This window comes from Cellulosilyticum sp. ST5 (assembly GCF_046529625.1).
GTDB classification, from domain to species: domain Bacteria; phylum Bacillota; class Clostridia; order Lachnospirales; family Cellulosilyticaceae; genus Cellulosilyticum; species Cellulosilyticum lentocellum.
The window spans coordinates 4675021-4691981 of record NZ_CP132338.1 but is presented as its reverse complement, the minus strand read 5'-3'; the positions used below and the strand labels follow the sequence as shown (position 1 = coordinate 4691981).

Sequence of the window (16961 nt, the reverse complement as noted above, 5' to 3'; positions counted from 1 at the left end):
CTTTACCAGTGCCTAAAGACTATTTCAAGATTATATTTAACAAAATCTCACATAAAAAATTCTATTTTCAGGAATGAAACCACTGCTTATCAACGTTGCAATGCTCTCTGCATTGCCATGCCAACATCCTGCAATAGGGATTAACCCTTGCTGGATAGCAATCTTGCTCAGGTTTATCATTATACTTCTGCCGACACCTTTCCTTCTATGCTGTGGAAGTGTGAAATTGCCTACGTCAACATTTTTCTGATTATTTATCATCTTACCTATACCACCATATCCTAATGTCTCATTATTATTTGTGATTTTATAGAACTTGAAATTTCCATTTTCAAAGCAACCTTCCCATTGCTTCTCGGTAAGAGTGTTCATTAATTCATATTCACTTGGACTTACCTCTTTTACACAATCCATGCCATACTCGGCTTCACGTTCAGGCTCTCCATAAATAAAGTTAAATGCCTGCATATCAAAAAATGTTTTAAGTGCATTCATCTTTTCAAATGCAAGCCCAACATAATGTGAATCATTACTTGCAACAAGGGCTGCTTCAATCTGAAAATCATCCATTACTTTATTGAATATTTCTATTGATGCTCTGCGTTTTGAAGGAATCACATAAAATCCTCTTAACATGTTACCATTGCCCCACGAATTTCCAACAGAAAAAAATCCTGACTCTTCGTCATTGCAAATGATGAGATATGGTTCTCCTTCAAACATCATAGAATTATGAAAACCGTCATTTTTGTATCCAAGTTCATCAAAGTAGTCTGTATAAAGATTCTGTATTTCGTCCCATTTTGTTTTATTTACTGTAATATCGTTCATTCGATTATTCTTCCTTTCGATTATAAAAATAACCCTGGGAACATGCCCCTTAGGGGGGTAATATTCTTGTATAAACTCCGCTTTACTAATCATAAACATGTTACGTATCTTTGTCTTAAAATCCAATCTTAGTACATCTCAATATTTTTTGAATTTTAACACAGTAATTTCCTAACAACCATAGGCATTAATAGTCCTAGATCCCATACATTATTTCACAAAGCTTTTTTCCACTAGGGGTTTTAAAAATATTGTTATAAGCTGTCTTTATAGCTTCTTTGCCTAGTTGATCTTCGTAAAAGTTCACAAGGAAGTCTGCTTCCACTAAAATCTGATAGTCTATTCCTTGTATATCTGTATAAGTATGATGATGACCTACTACATAACAAACACGTTCAATTTTCTCCTCATGATAGCCTAGTTCTTTTAAAATCTTCTTTGCTAAATCTGGACCTAATTGTTCTTGTAACTTACCATTACTACTACCAAATTGTGCCTCTGCTTCTTTAATCCCTATATCATGTACAAGGGCTGTTACTTCTATTAGGGTGAGTGTTTCTTGATCTAACTGCTCCATCTCCCCAATAAGTTTGGCAAAGCTATGTACCTTAGTAAAATGTTGAATACGTTTAGCATCTCCACTATAATACGTCATCATCTTATATGCTAATTTATTAATCATATTTCCCTCCTATATTCCTTTCATCTTCAGTTCAAGAAAACTTCTTTGTATTCATTTACTTTTGTCTAGTTTTTGAGGCCTTTACTATATTTCTCAATGCGTTTTAATACACGTTCTTTATCTGCACCTGTAAGGACCTTAGGTTGATAATTATTTCTATTAGATACAGAAGAAATAGAACAAGGAATAATTTCATTGCTTTCTGAAACAATGCCATCTTTAGTTAATACAAAGGTTTCCTTATAAATAAAGGTGTCTTTATCATCAGGATTTTTATTAGCGCCAAAGCAGAAGTTACCCATGCTGTACACAATATTGGCACCTTTATAACTTCCTATACCTTGAATCACATGTGGATGGCTACCCAGTACTAAATGAGCACCTTGATCAATGACGTACTTAGCTAAATCCTGCTGCACTTTATTAGGAATATTTTCTCTCTCAATTCCCCAGTGAAACTCTACAATGATTAAGTCCGCTTTTGCCTTAGCTTCTGTAATACGCTTTTTAAGTTTATTTTTCATACCTTGATCATTACTCCAAGCGGATTCTCCAATAATAGCCACTCGGATATCATTAATGGTTGCATAGTAGGTTTGATCACTACCAAAATACCCAATTTGATGCTTTGTTAAAACACTTTTTGTATCTGTATAGCCCACATTCCCATAATCCTTACTATGATTGTTAGCTAAACTTACGACCTCTATATCTCCTAACTGTAAAATCTTTATGTACTCAGGTAGCCCTCTAATAGCAAATTCCTTTTCTGCTGCACTGCCTCTAGTGGTGAGAGGTCCTTCTAAATTAACAATGGTTAAATCATCCTCCTCAAAAATGCTTTTTACATTTTTCATAAAATAAGCATAACCATTTGCCTTAGCTACTTCATCAAAGCGACCACCACTACTTTGTCCTTTGTAATATCCTAATGTAAAATCTCCTGCTGCTGATATGGTGATACGCTTTTCACTTATTTCTTCTTCATACTTTCCAGCTTTTCCTATATTTTCAGTACCCGAAATACTAATCTGTCCTTCTTTATAAGTCACATTATAACCTAAGAAATCCGTGAAAAACTTAAGTGGTATATAAACTCTTCCATCTTTAACCACTGGCGCTGTTTCTAAGTAATAGTTACTTCCCCCTACGCTAGCTTGACGGCTATTTGCCTTAATCACTATATTACCTGGCGTAATAAGCAAAGTGCCTTCTTTTTGCTGCCAAGTCACTTGATAGCCCAGTGCTTTTAGAAAAGGTGCTGCTTGCACCATGGTCGTTCCTTCCTTCCTGTAAGTCGTATGATCCTGCATAGTAATCGCTTTCTCTACTGTAGTGACCACTATATCTGCCATTAAAGCTTGACTACTCCAAAGACAAATACATATTGCTAAAATAGCGATTAACTTCTTTTTCATAGTATCCCCTCCCTTATTTAAGAAAAATGATGTATTAACCACTTAGCTACACCATCTTCTTCATTGCTTTCTATTACATCTGTTGCCAATTCTTTCAGCTCTGGAACAGCATTGGCTACTGCATAACATTCATCTGCTATTTCAAACATAGGTATATCATTCATCGCATCCCCAAAAGCAATCACCCTGTCATACTGAAAGAGTTCTTTTAACTGCTTAATAGCATTAGCTTTAGTCGCTTTCTTTGGCAAAATCTCACACCAATACTCTTCTCTATAAAGCTCTTGATGAAATAAGCAGTTATAATGAGGGTGGTCTTTTAATGCCTCATAAATTGGAAGTAATTCTTCCCTTTCTCCTATGCAAGTAAAATAAAAGACTTCTCCCTCATATAAAGCTTCTACTTGCCCTACTTCTCTAAAACGCTTATCCCCTCTTCTATTATTTAAATAATAGCGAATACCTTCATTTTCATGCTCTGGTATCCAGCTTACCCTTTCTATCCCCTCTATAAAAGCATATACTAAAGGGCTTACTTGATAGTGATGTAATAGCTTCTTTATAAACTGTTTTTCTTCTACATTAAACCCACTGGAGGCCATAACCTCTCTTGTTGTGGCATCTAAAATAAAGGCTCCATTATAAACAATAACAGGTATCTGAGGACTTAAGCCTTCAGCCACTACAGCCGCTGAGATTAAGGATCTTGCTGTAGCATAGGTAAAGTGCATGCCTTCCTTAATTAGCTCATTAATAACCTTTTTGCTATATTCACTTATTCTATCCTTGGTATTTAATAAAGTGCCATCTAAGTCTGTCACATATAATGTCTTCATTCCTCCACCTTCCTTATCTATAAGTATATCAAAAACTAAAATCCTAGAACATGATTGATGCTTATGTCCTAGGATTAGTTAAATGGTTATTTATTTCATTTTACTACTAAAGCTTTTAGTAGCATTATTGCTTGTACTATTTCTGTTTGAATGCTTTTTGTCTGAACTACTTTTTTCTGCGCGATTACTTTTAGCGTTACTTCTTGAATCATGATTACTTGACTTATTTTTTTGAGTCAATTTCTTTTTATCTTTTTTAGGATTCGGTGCAATACCAAAGCTCTTGCTTACATTTTTATCATGAGTTTCTGGTTTATCGAGTAATGTTCTTTTTAATTTAATAATGTGCTTTTCTGCTGAACTCACTGTCCATTGTCTATCAATGGTTCTTACTTCAATACCTGTTTCTTCATAAAGCTTTTCATAAAGGGCTTTACAAGTTGCTACTGCGTTAGCTACTTGTTTATTTTCATTTACCTTGTTCATTTTTCTTTTCTTAATAAACTGAGCTGCTTCCTGCTCTGTTTTAAATAAACGGTTATTCGCAATGCTTTGTTCCTTTTGAGCCGAACCTACTTTACACAGAGAAGAGAGTTCTTCTTTTTTCTTTACTTCACAACGAAGTATTTTTTCACCGATTACACAGTACATTCTTTTTTCCGTTACATAAAATTGATAAGTATGGCTTATAAATTTTATGACCTTTCTTTTAGGTTTGATTTATTTATTAATATTTTACTTCTACTAGTGAAAGGGCTTTTGGCTTGGCCATAGGATAGCCTGCTGCTCTTTGTTTTTTATCCATGACTTCCTGAGTTTGCTGAGCTGTTATCGTTCCTTTCCCTGCTTCAACGATTGCACCAATAATCATTCTTGGCATATGCAATAAGAAGTCATCTGCTGTTACGCGAATCTGAAGGATATCCCCTTTTTGGATGATTTCAATTTCGTTAATGGTTTGCATAGTTGATTTGCCATTGGGTTTTAAACTTGTAAAGCTTTGAAAATCGTGGGTACCTTTAAAAACAGCCGCTACTTCGTTCATCCTTTTCAAGTCAAAGTTCTCAGACATATGATGCACATATTTTCTATTAAAGACATTTCTTTGAGCACCACAACTAATGGTATACTCATAAGTCTTGGCTTTGACATTATAACGTGCATGGAAGCGCTCATCTACTTCTTCTATGCTTTTTACCACAATGTCCTCAGGTAAAAATTCATACAAATAATCTAACATACACGCTGTGCTTAAAGTACACTCCGTTTTAAAACTAGCTACATAATTTTCTGCATGAACCCCCACATCTGTGCGGTCACAGCCAATAATCTCTACTTGCTCCTCTGTCATTTTCTCAAGAACTGCTTCGATTTTTGCTTGTACCGTAAGATCTGTATCTCTTTGAAGTTGAAACCCCTTATAACGACTGCCATCATACTGAATTACAATTTTAAAATTTCTCATTCAATTTACCTATATGCTTTCTTTTTGAATAAATGCTAGGCTACTAAAATAATCTTTTACCTACCTATCATTAGCTTCATTTATTATAACATTGATTTTAGCATTTAGATACATCACAAAAAGGGGCTATCACAAAACAGCTCTCTAACACAAGATATATCTTGTATTTTACAGAAGCCTAGTGACAACCCCTTCCCTATCATTCATAGGATGTTGTTTGATATAAATAATGATTAACCCAATTCGTATAAAATAGATAGGCATAGCTACGCCATTTATTAATAGGTTTCTTAGTGATATCATCTTCTGGAAAATAATATTGGGGTGTATTAGGCTTTAAACCTTTTCCCTGATCCCTAAAATATTCCTGAGCTAATGTCTCTGAATCATACTCAGCATGACCCATAGCAAAAATATATTTTCCATCTTTACTTTCAACAGTATGCACACCCGCTTCCTCTGATATTGCTGAAATAACTAATTCAGTATGCTTCTCTAGATCTTCTTTTCTTACCTCTGTATGTCTTGAATGGGGGACATCAAATTCATCATTAAAACCTTGAAAAAGCTTGGATTTTTGATTAGTTACTGTATGCTTGAAGATGCCGAATTGTTTTTCATTTGTTGGATGCTTCGGCACTTTATAGTGATAATAAAGCGCTGCCTGTGCTCCCCAACATAAGTGTAATGTAGAATGAACATGGGTTTTAGACCATTCCATAATTTCACATAATTCCTGCCAGTACTCAACTTTTTCAAATTCTAAAGTTTCTACTGGTGCACCTGTAATAATCATGCCATCGTACTTTCTTCCTCTTATCTCTCTAAATTCTTTATAGAAACCATTTAAATATTCTTTAGCTGTGTGTTTTGGGATATGAGTGGCTGTATATAGTAAATCCACTTCTATTTGAAGAGGCGTATTCGTTAAACAACGTAGCAATTGTACTTCTGTAGCAATTTTAGTAGGCATCAGATTTAATATTATGATTTTGATAGGTCTAATATCTTGATGAATGGCCCGTTCATTTGAAATCACAAAGATATTTTCTTGTTCTAATATAAGCCTTGCTGGTAAATTTCCCGGGACTTTTACTGGCATTTCTCTTCCTCCTCTGTATTACGCACTCTTACTAATAGAGGTTGTAAATATTTTTTCTAGTAAGGTTAATGCACCAATATATCCAACATAAGTCCTATTAATAACAACTTCATAGGAAACAGGAAATGCTATCTCTACAATATGCCCTTTAAGATCCCTTGCTGTATCTCTCTCCCAAGTGGATCCAAATATAACAGGTGGCTTATGTCCATAATCTGCCTTCTTTAAAAGCTGACCTACTATATAACCATCCTCTACAAACTCTACCTGGGCCGATACATCTTCTGCTAATTTTTTGTACTCCTCATCAATAGCTACTCTATATTTTTCAGGAGCATTATCTGTAATAATCTGTATAGCTGGAATAAGTCCTAATTGATTAACTAGAAACTTGTTAATCGCTAAATTATAAGTACTATCTCCTACCACTGCATAAGTTGCAGGTAAGCCCCACCAATACTCCGAGTAAAAATCAGCAAATTGCTCCAAATAGTAATAGTATTCTTTTTCTTCTTGTGCAATGAAAGCTTCTGCTTTAGCAGCATCAATACCTGCAAAGCTCACTACCTCTTTAATGAACCTTGCTACTTCCTTTGCCCCTATTGGCAGTACAGGAATGTGTAAGTATGGTTGATTATATTTTTTTTCTAAGTACTGAGCTGTCTTTAGTCCTAACCAAGGTGAAAGCACCAGGTTAAACTGGGCATTAGGAATGGTCTTCCATTCCTCTACTCCTCCTGAACCTTGGCCAAATAAAATATTAACTTTAAACCCTGCTCCTTCTAATAGTCTTTTAATTTCTTTTAAATCCCCACGCCACATAGGATTTTGATAAGGCAATTCTGTCCATACATTGATAAGTCCCTGCTCTTTCGTTTCTTTATCCTTTGCAAATTTATCTACATATTGATCAATGATGGCCTCTACAATGAGCTCATGACCAATAAAATTATTACCTTTAAATCCTCCTGTATCTGCAAACACAATAGGGATATCCTGCTTTTGAAATTTAGAAACGACAGCACCTACATCATCCCCTACAAGTTCTCCTATACAACCATTTAAAACCACATACAAGTCTGCATCTATAATCTTTAGCGTCGATTTAATGAGGCCCTCTAACTTCTTTTCACCACCAAAGACCACTTCGTTCTCCGTAGCATTTACGCTAGGTGTAACAGCACCTCCTGCATAACCACCGCCTTGAAAACCATTGTAAAAAGCTATACTTGTATATTGTTTATCTACGCACCCAGGACCACAATGGGTAATAGGCATTGCTCCCGGAATAGCTACTACACTATGAAGTGCTCCCACCGTACACCCATAACGCACTTGATTAATTGAATTGGTTTGCCCATTACTATCTTTTTCTATGCCCATAATCTTTATTTTTCCTCCTTCACATCATCTAAGTAGTCCTCAATCAGTTCTGGCTTTTTGGCTAGTATATAAGGGTCACTTTGTTCTAGCCACCACTTTCTATAGGGTAACTTAACATGTGCTTTAATATCATCATGAAACTTTTTATGTGCCAGTATCTCTAAAATAGTCTCGCCTAAATTAATAATGCCTTGGTAACCTATAGCAATGTGTTCGTCCCCAAGCGGTGCTGCTGGAATCCCTAACTTAGAAGCAAGTGGCGCTAGGCCATTATGCCTAATCAGCATAAAATCGGGTTTTGTATTCTTCAAAAAAGCATAAAGTTGGTATTGCTGTCTATTACTAATATTAAAAGACTTGATATCTCCATAGTGCTCTATTAAGTGACCTAATGAATCTTCTTTAGGATCTCCACTATCATAAACTGGGTCATGGTGAAAAGCCAAAGAACCATCTACTATAACTCCCAGTTCTCTTAATACTTGGATAAGTCCGTGGGCATAAGCTGAACCTGTTGCTACATATCCTTTTATTCCCTTTAGTTTTTCTTTAAGTTCTGCAATTCTAGGTGCCACCCGTTTGTGTTCCTTTTCAATATATAGCTCTGCTAACGCTTCTCTATTGGTCACTCTCCCTATTTCCCTTAGCCACTCATCAGTACCATGAAAACCATAAGGCATTGGTGCCTTTACTTCTGGTACACCAAAAGATTCTTCAAGTCCTGCTGCCAGATATGAAGAAAGGGTATAACAAAAACCTACAGTTGCTGCTGCTTCTGAAAGCTGTGCCAGGTCATCTACTGATGCTAAATCCACTACATAATTAACTCTTAAATTAAGTTCTGCTAGCATTGGTGTAAAAACATCTGACCCCCATAAATTAATAACATTGACTAGGTCTTCTTGTTTCTTAGGATTACGATTTACAATCTGTCTCAATATGCCATGTTGTGTGGCATCAAACCCTGTACTCCAATGCTTAGATTTAAAACCTTCACACATTAATGGAACAATAGGAATACCTAATTTTTCTTCTTTCTCAACTGCCACACTTTCGATATCTTCACCGATAATTCCTGTTGCACAGGAAGTTCCTATAAATATAGCTTTTGGCTTATATCTTTCCCATGCATCCTCTATAGATTGCTTCAGTTTATTTAGTGCACCAAATACCATATCACTTTCCTGTAAGTTAGTATTGATAATCCTAATATTTTCCACCTCATGATGACGCATAGCAAGGCCATTTCTATAAATAGAGTTATAAGGTACTTGACCGGCCCCACATCCAATGGGGGAATGTTGAATAAGTACAGCATCTCTAACATTTCCCGCTTGACATTCTACCATTTGTTCACTACAAACAGAGCCTTGTGAAAAGGGACCTTTTATCTCACATAATTTGCATCCTTTTTCTTTGCAGCCTTTTCTTTCTCCTGATCCTCTTAAAGCATATGCAGATTGTCTATGAAGTTCTGCTCCAGTCCCATTCCATGCTATAATGGTTCCTAATCTTTGCTCTCTGCTTTGCACTTCCGTCATATCTAAATTAATTTTCTTTGCCATCTAACTAGAACCCCCTTACTTATTATTTTTCTCTATAAAAAGTTGCACTTGTTAATAAAAAGATACTTTACCTTAGTGAAATCTCAAATGCTTGCTTTAAATCGTTAATTAAGTCATCTGCATCTTCTAGCCCAATAGATAAACGAATAGTCTCAGGTGCAATCTTAGCTAGCTTTTGTTCCTCCGGGGTTAATTCTCCATGTGTAGCCTTTGGCGAATTAATGATTAGTGACCTAGCATCTCCCACATTAGCTTGATAACTAAAGAGCTTGACTGAACTAATTAGTTTACTAATCTGTTCATCACTTCCATTAAAGCCAAAGGTAAAAGTAGAGCCGACTCCTTTTGGAAAATATTTTTCTGCTAAGGTTTTGTAAGGACTTTCTTCTAATGTAGGATAACTTACCCATACCACTGCTGAATGTCCTTTTAAAAATCTAATTACTTTCTCTGTATTAGCTACTTGCTTTGCCACACGTTCTGATAGAGTTTCTAAACCTATAAGTATTAAATAAGCATCAAATGGTCCTAGCACTGCACCAAAATAAGCTAGGTATTCAAGTCGAATTCTGGTCACAAAACTAGCACCTGGAAAAGCTTCTACAAAGCTTCTTTCTACGTCATTAAGATCTCTTAGGGTATAATATTTCTCTGTAAATTGAGGAAACTTCCCATTTGCCCAATTAAACTTTCCACTTTCTACAATAAGTCCAGCTATGGCATTGCCATGCCCGTTAAGTGCTTTCGTAGCAGAATAAACAACCACATCTGCTCCATATGAAATTGGGCTAAATAAGTAAGGTGTGGCAAACGTGTTATCTACAATAAGGGGAATATCATGATCATGAGCGACCTTGGCAATGGCTTCAATGTCAACTAAAACGGCATTAGGATTACTAATACTTTCAATAAAAATCGCTTTGGTATCTTCCTTTATAGCACTTGCAATCTCCTCTATACTGCTATCACTGTCAATTTTATCAATGGCAATGCCAGAAGCAGGATAAAGTTTTTTAATCGCATCTGCTGTTCCTCCGTATAGTTGATGAGTAGTTAGTATTCTCCCTCCACCTTGAGCTACATTAAGCAGTGCATAAGTAATCGCTGCCATACCTGATGCTACTGCTACTGCTGCACTTCCCCCCTCTAACTGTGCTACTCTTTCCTCTAATACGCTCACAGTTGGATTACCAATTCTACTATACAGGTATCCTAACTCCGCCCCACTTCTTAACCTGTCAAAGCGTTCCGTCGTTCCTGCCTCATAAGATGCTGTTGCATAAATAGGGACTGACACTGCATAATTGTGATCTATTGGATTGTATCCACCTCTAACTTTTAATGTATCAAATTTGTATTCTGGCATATCATTGCCTCCTTTTATTATTTAACTACTTTGTAATTTCTACGCCACATTAAATAGCCACTATGAGACATTGTGAAGAAATAAGAGGGAGTGGCTACTTTCTCTTGTTTTTGATAATAAAAGAGACCTTAGTAAATAAGCATCTGCTTACTTACTAAGGTCTCTAGTTTTCTAGTCGACCTTTGCTATTCAATTATTTTATCGCTTTATTGTTTTCTTTACTGTCTTTATTTTTGTATTATTTGTGCTGAATCATTATATGTTTTTCATATAAAACTTTTCTGCCATCCCCTATTTACTTTTTAACTACTTATAGCTCGCAAGGACTACATCATAAATATCCTCGATAAGTCTTAGTCCTCCCTTGAAACCTGCATAGCCAGTCGTTAATACCAATCGATAAGGTGAAGGATTTTCTATGGATAAGAAATCATACCCTTTTTCTTTGGCTAAATATTTATCCCAACCTGACCCTAATATAATACCTCGCCCTGGGTGAACTGCTCCTCTAATGATTTCCTGTGCTTCTCCTCCACTAGGCGTAAAGTATAGTGGTATTTCTTTCTTATCTGAAGTTGTCTTTAAGATTTCTTTTACTCTTTCCTGCTGAGATGCAGGTGTTTTATCCGCTACAAAAACTTCTTTTGGTACAATACCTACTTCATGAAGTAAAAACTTAGATAACCCAAGAACATAACTAGCATCTCCAATAATATGAGCAAAGCTAGGTAAACCATAGCGAAATTCTGTAAGGAAAGTAGCTAAACTATCAATTTCTGCATAGTAAGCCTTACTTTCTCTTTCAATAAATTGCTTAGCCCGAGCTTCATCTAATGCCGCGCCTTGCCCACTCGCAAAAGCTATAACGCCTTCAAGGAACTTCTCTGTTTCATTAGCCCCAATAGGAAGATACGGAAACTCAAAGAACTGCTGCTGATATTTTTTCTCTAAGTTCTTAACGATTTCTTTTCCAAACCAAGGAGATATTAAAATATTGAAGTTAGCCTGTGGAATAGTTTTCCACTCCTCTACACCCTCAGAATAGGGTCCAAATAGGATATTAACCTGTAACCCAAGCCCTTCTAATAAATACTTAAGTTCAAATAAATTTCCCTTCCAAAATTGATCTTGATAAGGAATCGATGCAAAGAGATTCACTAGCCTTTTATTCTTTTCTTTGGTTTTGTCATACCTGCTATCCACAAATTGATCAATAATAGCATTGACAACTTTGCTATGTGCCACAATGTTACTTGAAGTAAATCCTGCTGTCTCTACATGAACAATAGGCTTTCCTTCACTTGCAAATTCATTAACTACAGACTCAATGTCATCTCCAACGATAGCTGCGGTACAGCCAGTGAGTATAACTTGCAAATCTGTATCTAATACCTTGTAGGTATTTTCTATATTTTTTCTTAGCTTATCAAGGCCACCAAAGACTACTTCTTTCTCTGAGAAATTTGTACAAGGTGCCGTATTTCCTCCTGCGTACCCTGTTGCTCTTTCAAAAAAACGGCTTACCATCATACCACAGCCAGGCCCTGAATGTAAGATAGGTACAGCTCTTTCAATGGCCGTTACAGTTTGAAGTGCTCCTATAGCACAAGTAATTCTCTGTTGTTCAATTGTTTTAGCCATTTTGTTTACCTCCTAAAAACTTACCAGATTCTTGTTCTAGCCACCATTTTGTATAAGGATTAATCGCATGCTTAGAAAAGTTCTTAACAAACTCATCATTTTCAATTACTTCTAACAGCTTATTCCCATAATTGACAATTCCCTCATACCCCATTGAAAAGTGTTCATCTCCAATAAGTAAAGACGGAATACCAAACTTAGCACCCCACAGTGTCATGCCGCCATGTCTTGCTAGAAGGACATCTGGCTTCACTTTATTAAGAGAGTTAACAAGTTGATACTCTTGTTTATTACATACATTGTAATTGGGTACATCGCCATAATCATCTACTACATGTGCTAGAGCATCTGCTTCTACTGATCCATTATCATACAGTGGATCATGGTGAAAGATAGCAGCCCCTACACCTTTCATTCCTAATTCATTTAATACTGCAAGTAGTGAATGACCATGAGAAGCCCCTCCTGTTACATAAGCTGTTTTGCCTTCTAGCTTGCTTCTTACTTCTGCAATCTTTGGAAGCCATTCTTCTTTTTGCTTTTTCAAAAAGAGCTCTACTTCCTTTTCTTTATGGGTCAATTTCCCTAATTCTCTAAACCATCTATCCGTTTGTTCAATACCATAAGGTGCAGAAGTCTTTATTTCAGGTACTCCGAATTTTTGTTCTAGTGCTGCTCCAAGATAAGACCCTAAAGTAGCACAAATCTGTATGCTAGCAATAGCTTCAGAACTATGTTCTAGCTGCTCTACTGTAGAATAGGGTGTCACATAGTTAGGTCTTAGACCTAATTCTTTAAACCATTTTCCAAAAACATCTGAGCCCCAGAAATTAACCACATTGACTAGATCCTCTTGTTTTTCCGCTGCTGGTTTAATCAGTTTTCTAGCAATAGCATGATAGCCTGCATCAAAACCAGTAGTCCAAATCTTTGACCTAAAACCTTCGCAATAAATACCAATAACAGGAATGCCTAATTCTTCTTGTAATTCATCTGTGATAGCTTCTACATCATCTCCTATGATACCTACGGCGCAAGTTGTTGCCACAAAGATAACCTTAGGATTTACTTTCTCATAAACTTCTTTGACGGCTTCTCTCAGCTTTTGACTACCACCATAAATGGTATCTTTTTCTTCAATATCAGTTGAAAAAAGCTTTCTTTGAGTAGGACTACTCACACCTCTTAAATCACCATTTTGCTGATAGGTAAAGTCAAACTCATGTAAGCAACCTAGACAACCTATTGGTCCATGACTTACTACTGCTGCATCTTGAATAAGTACAACAGTACAAATAGCCTGCCCTACTGAACACCCTATGGTTTGATTAAACTGATGCTCACCTTCTTTTAATTTGCCACAACGTGAACATCCTACTAATTCCTTGGCACTTCCACAATAACCTGTAATAGAGCCAAGTCTCGTTTCTCGAATCGCTACTTCTGGTAAATCTAAATTTACTTTACTCATCATTACCTCCATTTATAATCCCATAAGTTATAGAGCCTAATACCTTCTTAGTCTTCTGCCAGCTTCATTCTTCACTTATTGTTTTGTTAGGCCTAGCCATGAGAAAAGGTCTCTACAACTTCTTTATCATATAGCTCCTTATGTAAGCTTTGTCCTTTGCCGGGTATACCACAGGCATCCGCCCTACAGTGCTTACAATGTCTAAATACATCTAGGTATGCTCCTGCTTCCCCTCTAACCTTCTCTAGTAAGCTGCAGCTTGGTGCTTTAATATGACTTAGTTCATACTGCGGTATAAGTGGAATAATATTTAATATCCTAGCCCCAAGCTCCCTAGTAACCTTTGCAATGTCTTTAATGTGTTCATCATTAATACCTGGAATAAGAACACTGTTAATTTTCACAAGGATACCTAATTCAGCCGCTCGCTTAATGCCCTTCATCTGAGCATTTATTAACTTATTCGCTGCCTCAATACCAACTAACTTATTTCCATTTTCATCTATAACATAAGCTACAATCTGCGTCAGAATATAAGGATCTACTGCATTAACTGTAACTGTAATAGAATTTACGCCTACTTCCTTTAACCTATCTAATTTGTCATATAACCTAAGTCCATTTGTACTTAAGCAGCTAAGTAGCTCAGGATGTGTTTTCCTTATAACCTCAAAAGTCTCTAAGGCATAATCAGTGGCAAGTGTATCGCCAGGTCCCGCAATACCTACTACCTTTAATTCTGGGCAAAGACTAAGTGCTTTTTCCAAAATATCCGGTGTTTCTTCTGGCCGCAAAAGGAGTGAACTTACACCTGGCCTAATATCTGACTTATTAAATCCCCTCTTGCAAAATTTACATTGAATATTACAATTAGGGCTCACCGGTAAATGAATTCTCCCACTCGTATAATGTGCTTCCTTACTTAAACACGGATGATTTTTAAATAGATGATCAAAATGATCGTCATATTTTTGCGTTCCTACTTCAGCCATCTCTTCACCCCTTTCTTCACTAACTTAAATATTTAATATTGGTCTTCTTTAGCTTTTCAATGATTTCATTAACTTCTCTAACCATTTCAAAGGCTTCTATGCCATGTCTACGAAGCTCATCATATGCTCCTGCCCCAATACGTGAAACAAATACAACTCGGCAGTCCTTGATGACTTTAATCGTCTTAAGTAGTGCTTCCTCTGAATGCTCAAATTCTTGGCAGGAGGGTGTATTCTCTCTTTCTTCGATAAACTTAGCTTCATGCTCATCATTCACTTCATAGATTTGAAACTTCTCGCTTTTGCCAAAATGCCTATTAACGACTATGCCATCGCTACTAGCCAATGCTACTCTATAGGTCACTTAAATGCCCCCTTATTTTTTTACTTAAATTTTATAATCATCTACTAGCCCATCCATTAGTCCATACTCAATAAGAATTTCTTCTAGTCTTTCTTGAGACATAGGTTCTGGAATAACGAACTTGTCGTTTTCATCAATGTGTTTGGCTAACTCTCTATATTCATCAGCTTGGTGCGTGTTTGGGTCATATTCAATAACAGTTTTCTTTCTAATCTCTGCCCTTTGTACCACGTTATCTCTTGGCACAAAATGAATAAGCTGGGTTCCAAGTTCTTTAGAAAAAGCTCTCAGAAGATCTAGTTCTCTATCCACACTTCTACTGTTACAGATGATTCCCCCTAATCTAACGCCGCCTTTATTAGCATACTTTTGAATACCTTTTGAAATATTATTAGCTGCATACAGTGCCATCATTTCACCTGATGCTACAATATAGATTTCCTTTGCTTTTCCTTCACGAATAGGCATTGCAAAACCACCACATACAACATCTCCAAGAACATCATAAAAAACATAGTCTAAATCCTCTGTGTAAGCCTCTAATCTTTCCAAGGTGCCAATAGAAGTAATAATCCCTCGCCCTGCACAGCCTACACCCGGTTCTGGTCCACCTGATTCTACACATTTAATCCCCTTGAAGCCTGTTTTTAAAATAGTACCAAGTTCTATATCTTCACCTTCATCTCTGATGGTATCAAGTACTGTCTTTTGAGCAAGGCCACCAAGTAATAACCTAGTTGAATCAGCTTTTGGGTCACAACCTACCACCATAATCTTCTTACCTAATTCAGCTAACCCAGCTGTCAGATTTTGTGTAGTCGTTGATTTACCAATTCCTCCTTTGCCATAGATTGCTACCTGTCTTATTGTTTCTTTTGCCATCACACATTCACTCCTTATTTTTATTTAATTATTTAGTAAGATGCTTGATCATTTCACTTGAGCTTTTATTTATACTACTCTGCTGGAATAACTGCACCATTATACTTTTCTTCAATAAACTTCTTAGTTTCATCTGAGCGAAGTGCTTCGACTAACGCTTTAATCCCTGGATCCTCTAGCCTTTCTTCTTTTACCGCAATAATATTGGCATAAGGAGAGTTAGCATCTTCTCTAAAAAGATATTTGGTTGTATCTATACCTGCTTCAAGTGCTTTATTAGTATTGGTAATATAAACATCAAAATCTTGTGCAAGCCCAATAATTTGAATAGAATCAATCTCTGTAATTTCAATAGGTTTCACATACTCTACAATGTCCTTAACAGAAGCTTTAAGCTCCTTTAGATTAGGATCTAATTTAATGAAACCTGCTTTTTCAATAATCTTTAGCGCTCTATATTCATTAGTCGCATCATTTGGTATCACAAACTTTGCATTGTCTGGTACTTCATCTACGCTTTGATACTCATTTGAATAAGCTGATATAGGTTCTACATGAATATTGCCTGCATTTGCAATCTTAACGCCACTAACATCGTTATACTCTTCTACATAAGGCCAGTGTGCAAAAAATGCAAAGTCTACCTCGCCTCCATTTAATTTATCTAACCAAGTAGCATCAGCTGCAGTTGAAACAATTTCTATTTCAATGCCCTGCTTGCTTAGTGCAGGCTTCACCAATTCTATAAGCTCATTATGTGGAACAAGGTCAGCTAAACCAATGAGCTTTGTTGTTTCTACATTGCCTGTCTTGTTCTCACTTTCACCTCCTGCACTAGCTACCCTTTCATTCTCTGTATTAACTTGTGCACTACTGGTTTTGGCTACTGAACTGCACCCCATTAAAGCTGTCGTTAATCCTAATGTAACTGCCCCTACAAATAATCTTTTTTTCATTTTAATC

16 protein-coding genes are annotated in these 16961 nt (G+C 36.3%); all 16 read right to left on the bottom strand.

Features of this window, described 5'->3' with window-relative positions:
- Window positions 1–36: 36 nt before the first annotated feature.
- On the bottom strand, window positions 37–831 hold the full coding sequence (locus QTL86_RS22445; protein WP_410496085.1) for a GNAT family N-acetyltransferase: 795 nt from the start codon (window positions 829–831) through the stop codon (window positions 37–39).
- Between the two features lie 196 nt (window positions 832–1027).
- The gene (locus QTL86_RS22440; protein ID WP_410496084.1) at window positions 1028–1513 is read right to left on the bottom strand and encodes an HD domain-containing protein; all 486 of its coding nucleotides are present in this window, start codon (window positions 1511–1513) and stop codon (window positions 1028–1030) included.
- A gap of 65 nt (window positions 1514–1578) precedes the next feature.
- Entirely contained in the window at window positions 1579–2931 is a 1353-nt protein-coding gene (locus tag QTL86_RS22435) for a CapA family protein (protein ID WP_410496083.1), read from the bottom strand.
- A 17-nt stretch (window positions 2932–2948) separates the two neighbouring features.
- A complete protein-coding gene (locus QTL86_RS22430; protein WP_410496082.1) occupies window positions 2949–3767 on the bottom strand; it encodes an HAD family hydrolase in 819 nt (272 codons plus the stop codon).
- Window positions 3768–3857: 90 nt separating this feature from the next.
- On the bottom strand, window positions 3858–4418 hold the full coding sequence (locus QTL86_RS22425; RefSeq protein ID WP_410496081.1) for a hypothetical protein: 561 nt from the start codon (window positions 4416–4418) through the stop codon (window positions 3858–3860).
- Between the two features lie 76 nt (window positions 4419–4494).
- Window positions 4495–5232 carry a tRNA pseudouridine(38-40) synthase TruA gene (gene truA / locus QTL86_RS22420; RefSeq protein WP_410496080.1) on the bottom strand — a complete coding sequence of 246 codons (738 nt, stop codon included), beginning with the start codon at window positions 5230–5232 and terminating at the stop codon, window positions 4495–4497.
- 199 nt (window positions 5233–5431) lie between these two features.
- Window positions 5432–6334 carry a homoserine O-succinyltransferase gene (metA, locus tag QTL86_RS22415; RefSeq protein WP_410496079.1) on the bottom strand — a complete coding sequence of 301 codons (903 nt, stop codon included), beginning with the start codon at window positions 6332–6334 and terminating at the stop codon, window positions 5432–5434.
- Window positions 6335–6352: 18 nt separating this feature from the next.
- Window positions 6353–7717 (bottom strand): nitrogenase component 1, encoded by a 1365-nt coding sequence (locus QTL86_RS22410; protein ID WP_410496078.1) that lies wholly within the window; start codon window positions 7715–7717, stop codon window positions 6353–6355.
- Between the two features lie 5 nt (window positions 7718–7722).
- On the bottom strand, window positions 7723–9282 hold the full coding sequence (locus QTL86_RS22405; RefSeq protein ID WP_410496077.1) for a nitrogenase component 1: 1560 nt from the start codon (window positions 9280–9282) through the stop codon (window positions 7723–7725).
- A gap of 67 nt (window positions 9283–9349) precedes the next feature.
- The gene (locus QTL86_RS22400; RefSeq protein ID WP_410496076.1) at window positions 9350–10648 is read right to left on the bottom strand and encodes an O-acetylhomoserine aminocarboxypropyltransferase/cysteine synthase family protein; all 1299 of its coding nucleotides are present in this window, start codon (window positions 10646–10648) and stop codon (window positions 9350–9352) included.
- 306 nt (window positions 10649–10954) lie between these two features.
- Window positions 10955–12289, bottom strand: coding sequence for a nitrogenase component 1 (locus QTL86_RS22395; protein WP_410496075.1), 1335 nt, complete (start codon window positions 12287–12289; stop codon window positions 10955–10957).
- Window positions 12282–13760, bottom strand: a complete 1479-nt coding sequence (locus QTL86_RS22390) for a nitrogenase component 1 (RefSeq protein WP_410496074.1) — start codon at window positions 13758–13760, stop codon at window positions 12282–12284. Before QTL86_RS22390 ends, QTL86_RS22395 begins: the two co-directional genes overlap by 8 nt.
- 92 nt (window positions 13761–13852) lie before the next feature.
- Window positions 13853–14752, bottom strand: coding sequence for a radical SAM protein (locus QTL86_RS22385; RefSeq protein ID WP_410496073.1), 900 nt, complete (start codon window positions 14750–14752; stop codon window positions 13853–13855).
- A 19-nt stretch (window positions 14753–14771) separates the two neighbouring features.
- A complete protein-coding gene (locus QTL86_RS22380) occupies window positions 14772–15116 on the bottom strand; it encodes a NifB/NifX family molybdenum-iron cluster-binding protein (protein WP_127067794.1) in 345 nt (114 codons plus the stop codon).
- A gap of 24 nt (window positions 15117–15140) precedes the next feature.
- Complete coding sequence (gene nifH, locus QTL86_RS22375) at window positions 15141–15998, bottom strand: nitrogenase iron protein (RefSeq protein WP_127067795.1); 858 nt, start codon at window positions 15996–15998, stop codon at window positions 15141–15143.
- Window positions 15999–16072: 74 nt separating this feature from the next.
- Window positions 16073–16954: a MetQ/NlpA family ABC transporter substrate-binding protein gene (locus QTL86_RS22370; RefSeq protein WP_410496072.1), complete on the bottom strand. Its 882-nt coding sequence runs from the start codon at window positions 16952–16954 to the stop codon at window positions 16073–16075.
- Window positions 16955–16961: the final 7 nt, after the last annotated feature.

Coding starts and splice junctions, on each gene's coding strand:
- QTL86_RS22425 (WP_410496081.1), bottom strand. CDS start 4,418: ATGTACTGTGTAATCGGTGAAAAAATACTTCGTTGTGAAGTAAAGAAA.
- QTL86_RS22435 (WP_410496083.1), bottom strand. CDS start 2,931: ATGAAAAAGAAGTTAATCGCTATTTTAGCAATATGTATTTGTCTTTGG.
- QTL86_RS22430 (WP_410496082.1), bottom strand. CDS start 3,767: ATGAAGACATTATATGTGACAGACTTAGATGGCACTTTATTAAATACC.
- nifH (WP_127067795.1), bottom strand. CDS start 15,998: ATGGCAAAAGAAACAATAAGACAGGTAGCAATCTATGGCAAAGGAGGA.
- truA (WP_410496080.1), bottom strand. CDS start 5,232: ATGAGAAATTTTAAAATTGTAATTCAGTATGATGGCAGTCGTTATAAG.
- QTL86_RS22400 (WP_410496076.1), bottom strand. CDS start 10,648: ATGCCAGAATACAAATTTGATACATTAAAAGTTAGAGGTGGATACAAT.
- QTL86_RS22410 (WP_410496078.1), bottom strand. CDS start 7,717: ATGGGCATAGAAAAAGATAGTAATGGGCAAACCAATTCAATTAATCAA.
- QTL86_RS22385 (WP_410496073.1), bottom strand. CDS start 14,752: ATGGCTGAAGTAGGAACGCAAAAATATGACGATCATTTTGATCATCTA.
- QTL86_RS22440 (WP_410496084.1), bottom strand. CDS start 1,513: ATGATTAATAAATTAGCATATAAGATGATGACGTATTATAGTGGAGAT.
- QTL86_RS22395 (WP_410496075.1), bottom strand. CDS start 12,289: ATGGCTAAAACAATTGAACAACAGAGAATTACTTGTGCTATAGGAGCA.
- QTL86_RS22390 (WP_410496074.1), bottom strand. CDS start 13,760: ATGAGTAAAGTAAATTTAGATTTACCAGAAGTAGCGATTCGAGAAACG.
- QTL86_RS22370 (WP_410496072.1), bottom strand. CDS start 16,954: ATGAAAAAAAGATTATTTGTAGGGGCAGTTACATTAGGATTAACGACA.
- QTL86_RS22405 (WP_410496077.1), bottom strand. CDS start 9,282: ATGGCAAAGAAAATTAATTTAGATATGACGGAAGTGCAAAGCAGAGAG.
- metA (WP_410496079.1), bottom strand. CDS start 6,334: ATGCCAGTAAAAGTCCCGGGAAATTTACCAGCAAGGCTTATATTAGAA.
- QTL86_RS22445 (WP_410496085.1), bottom strand. CDS start 831: ATGAACGATATTACAGTAAATAAAACAAAATGGGACGAAATACAGAAT.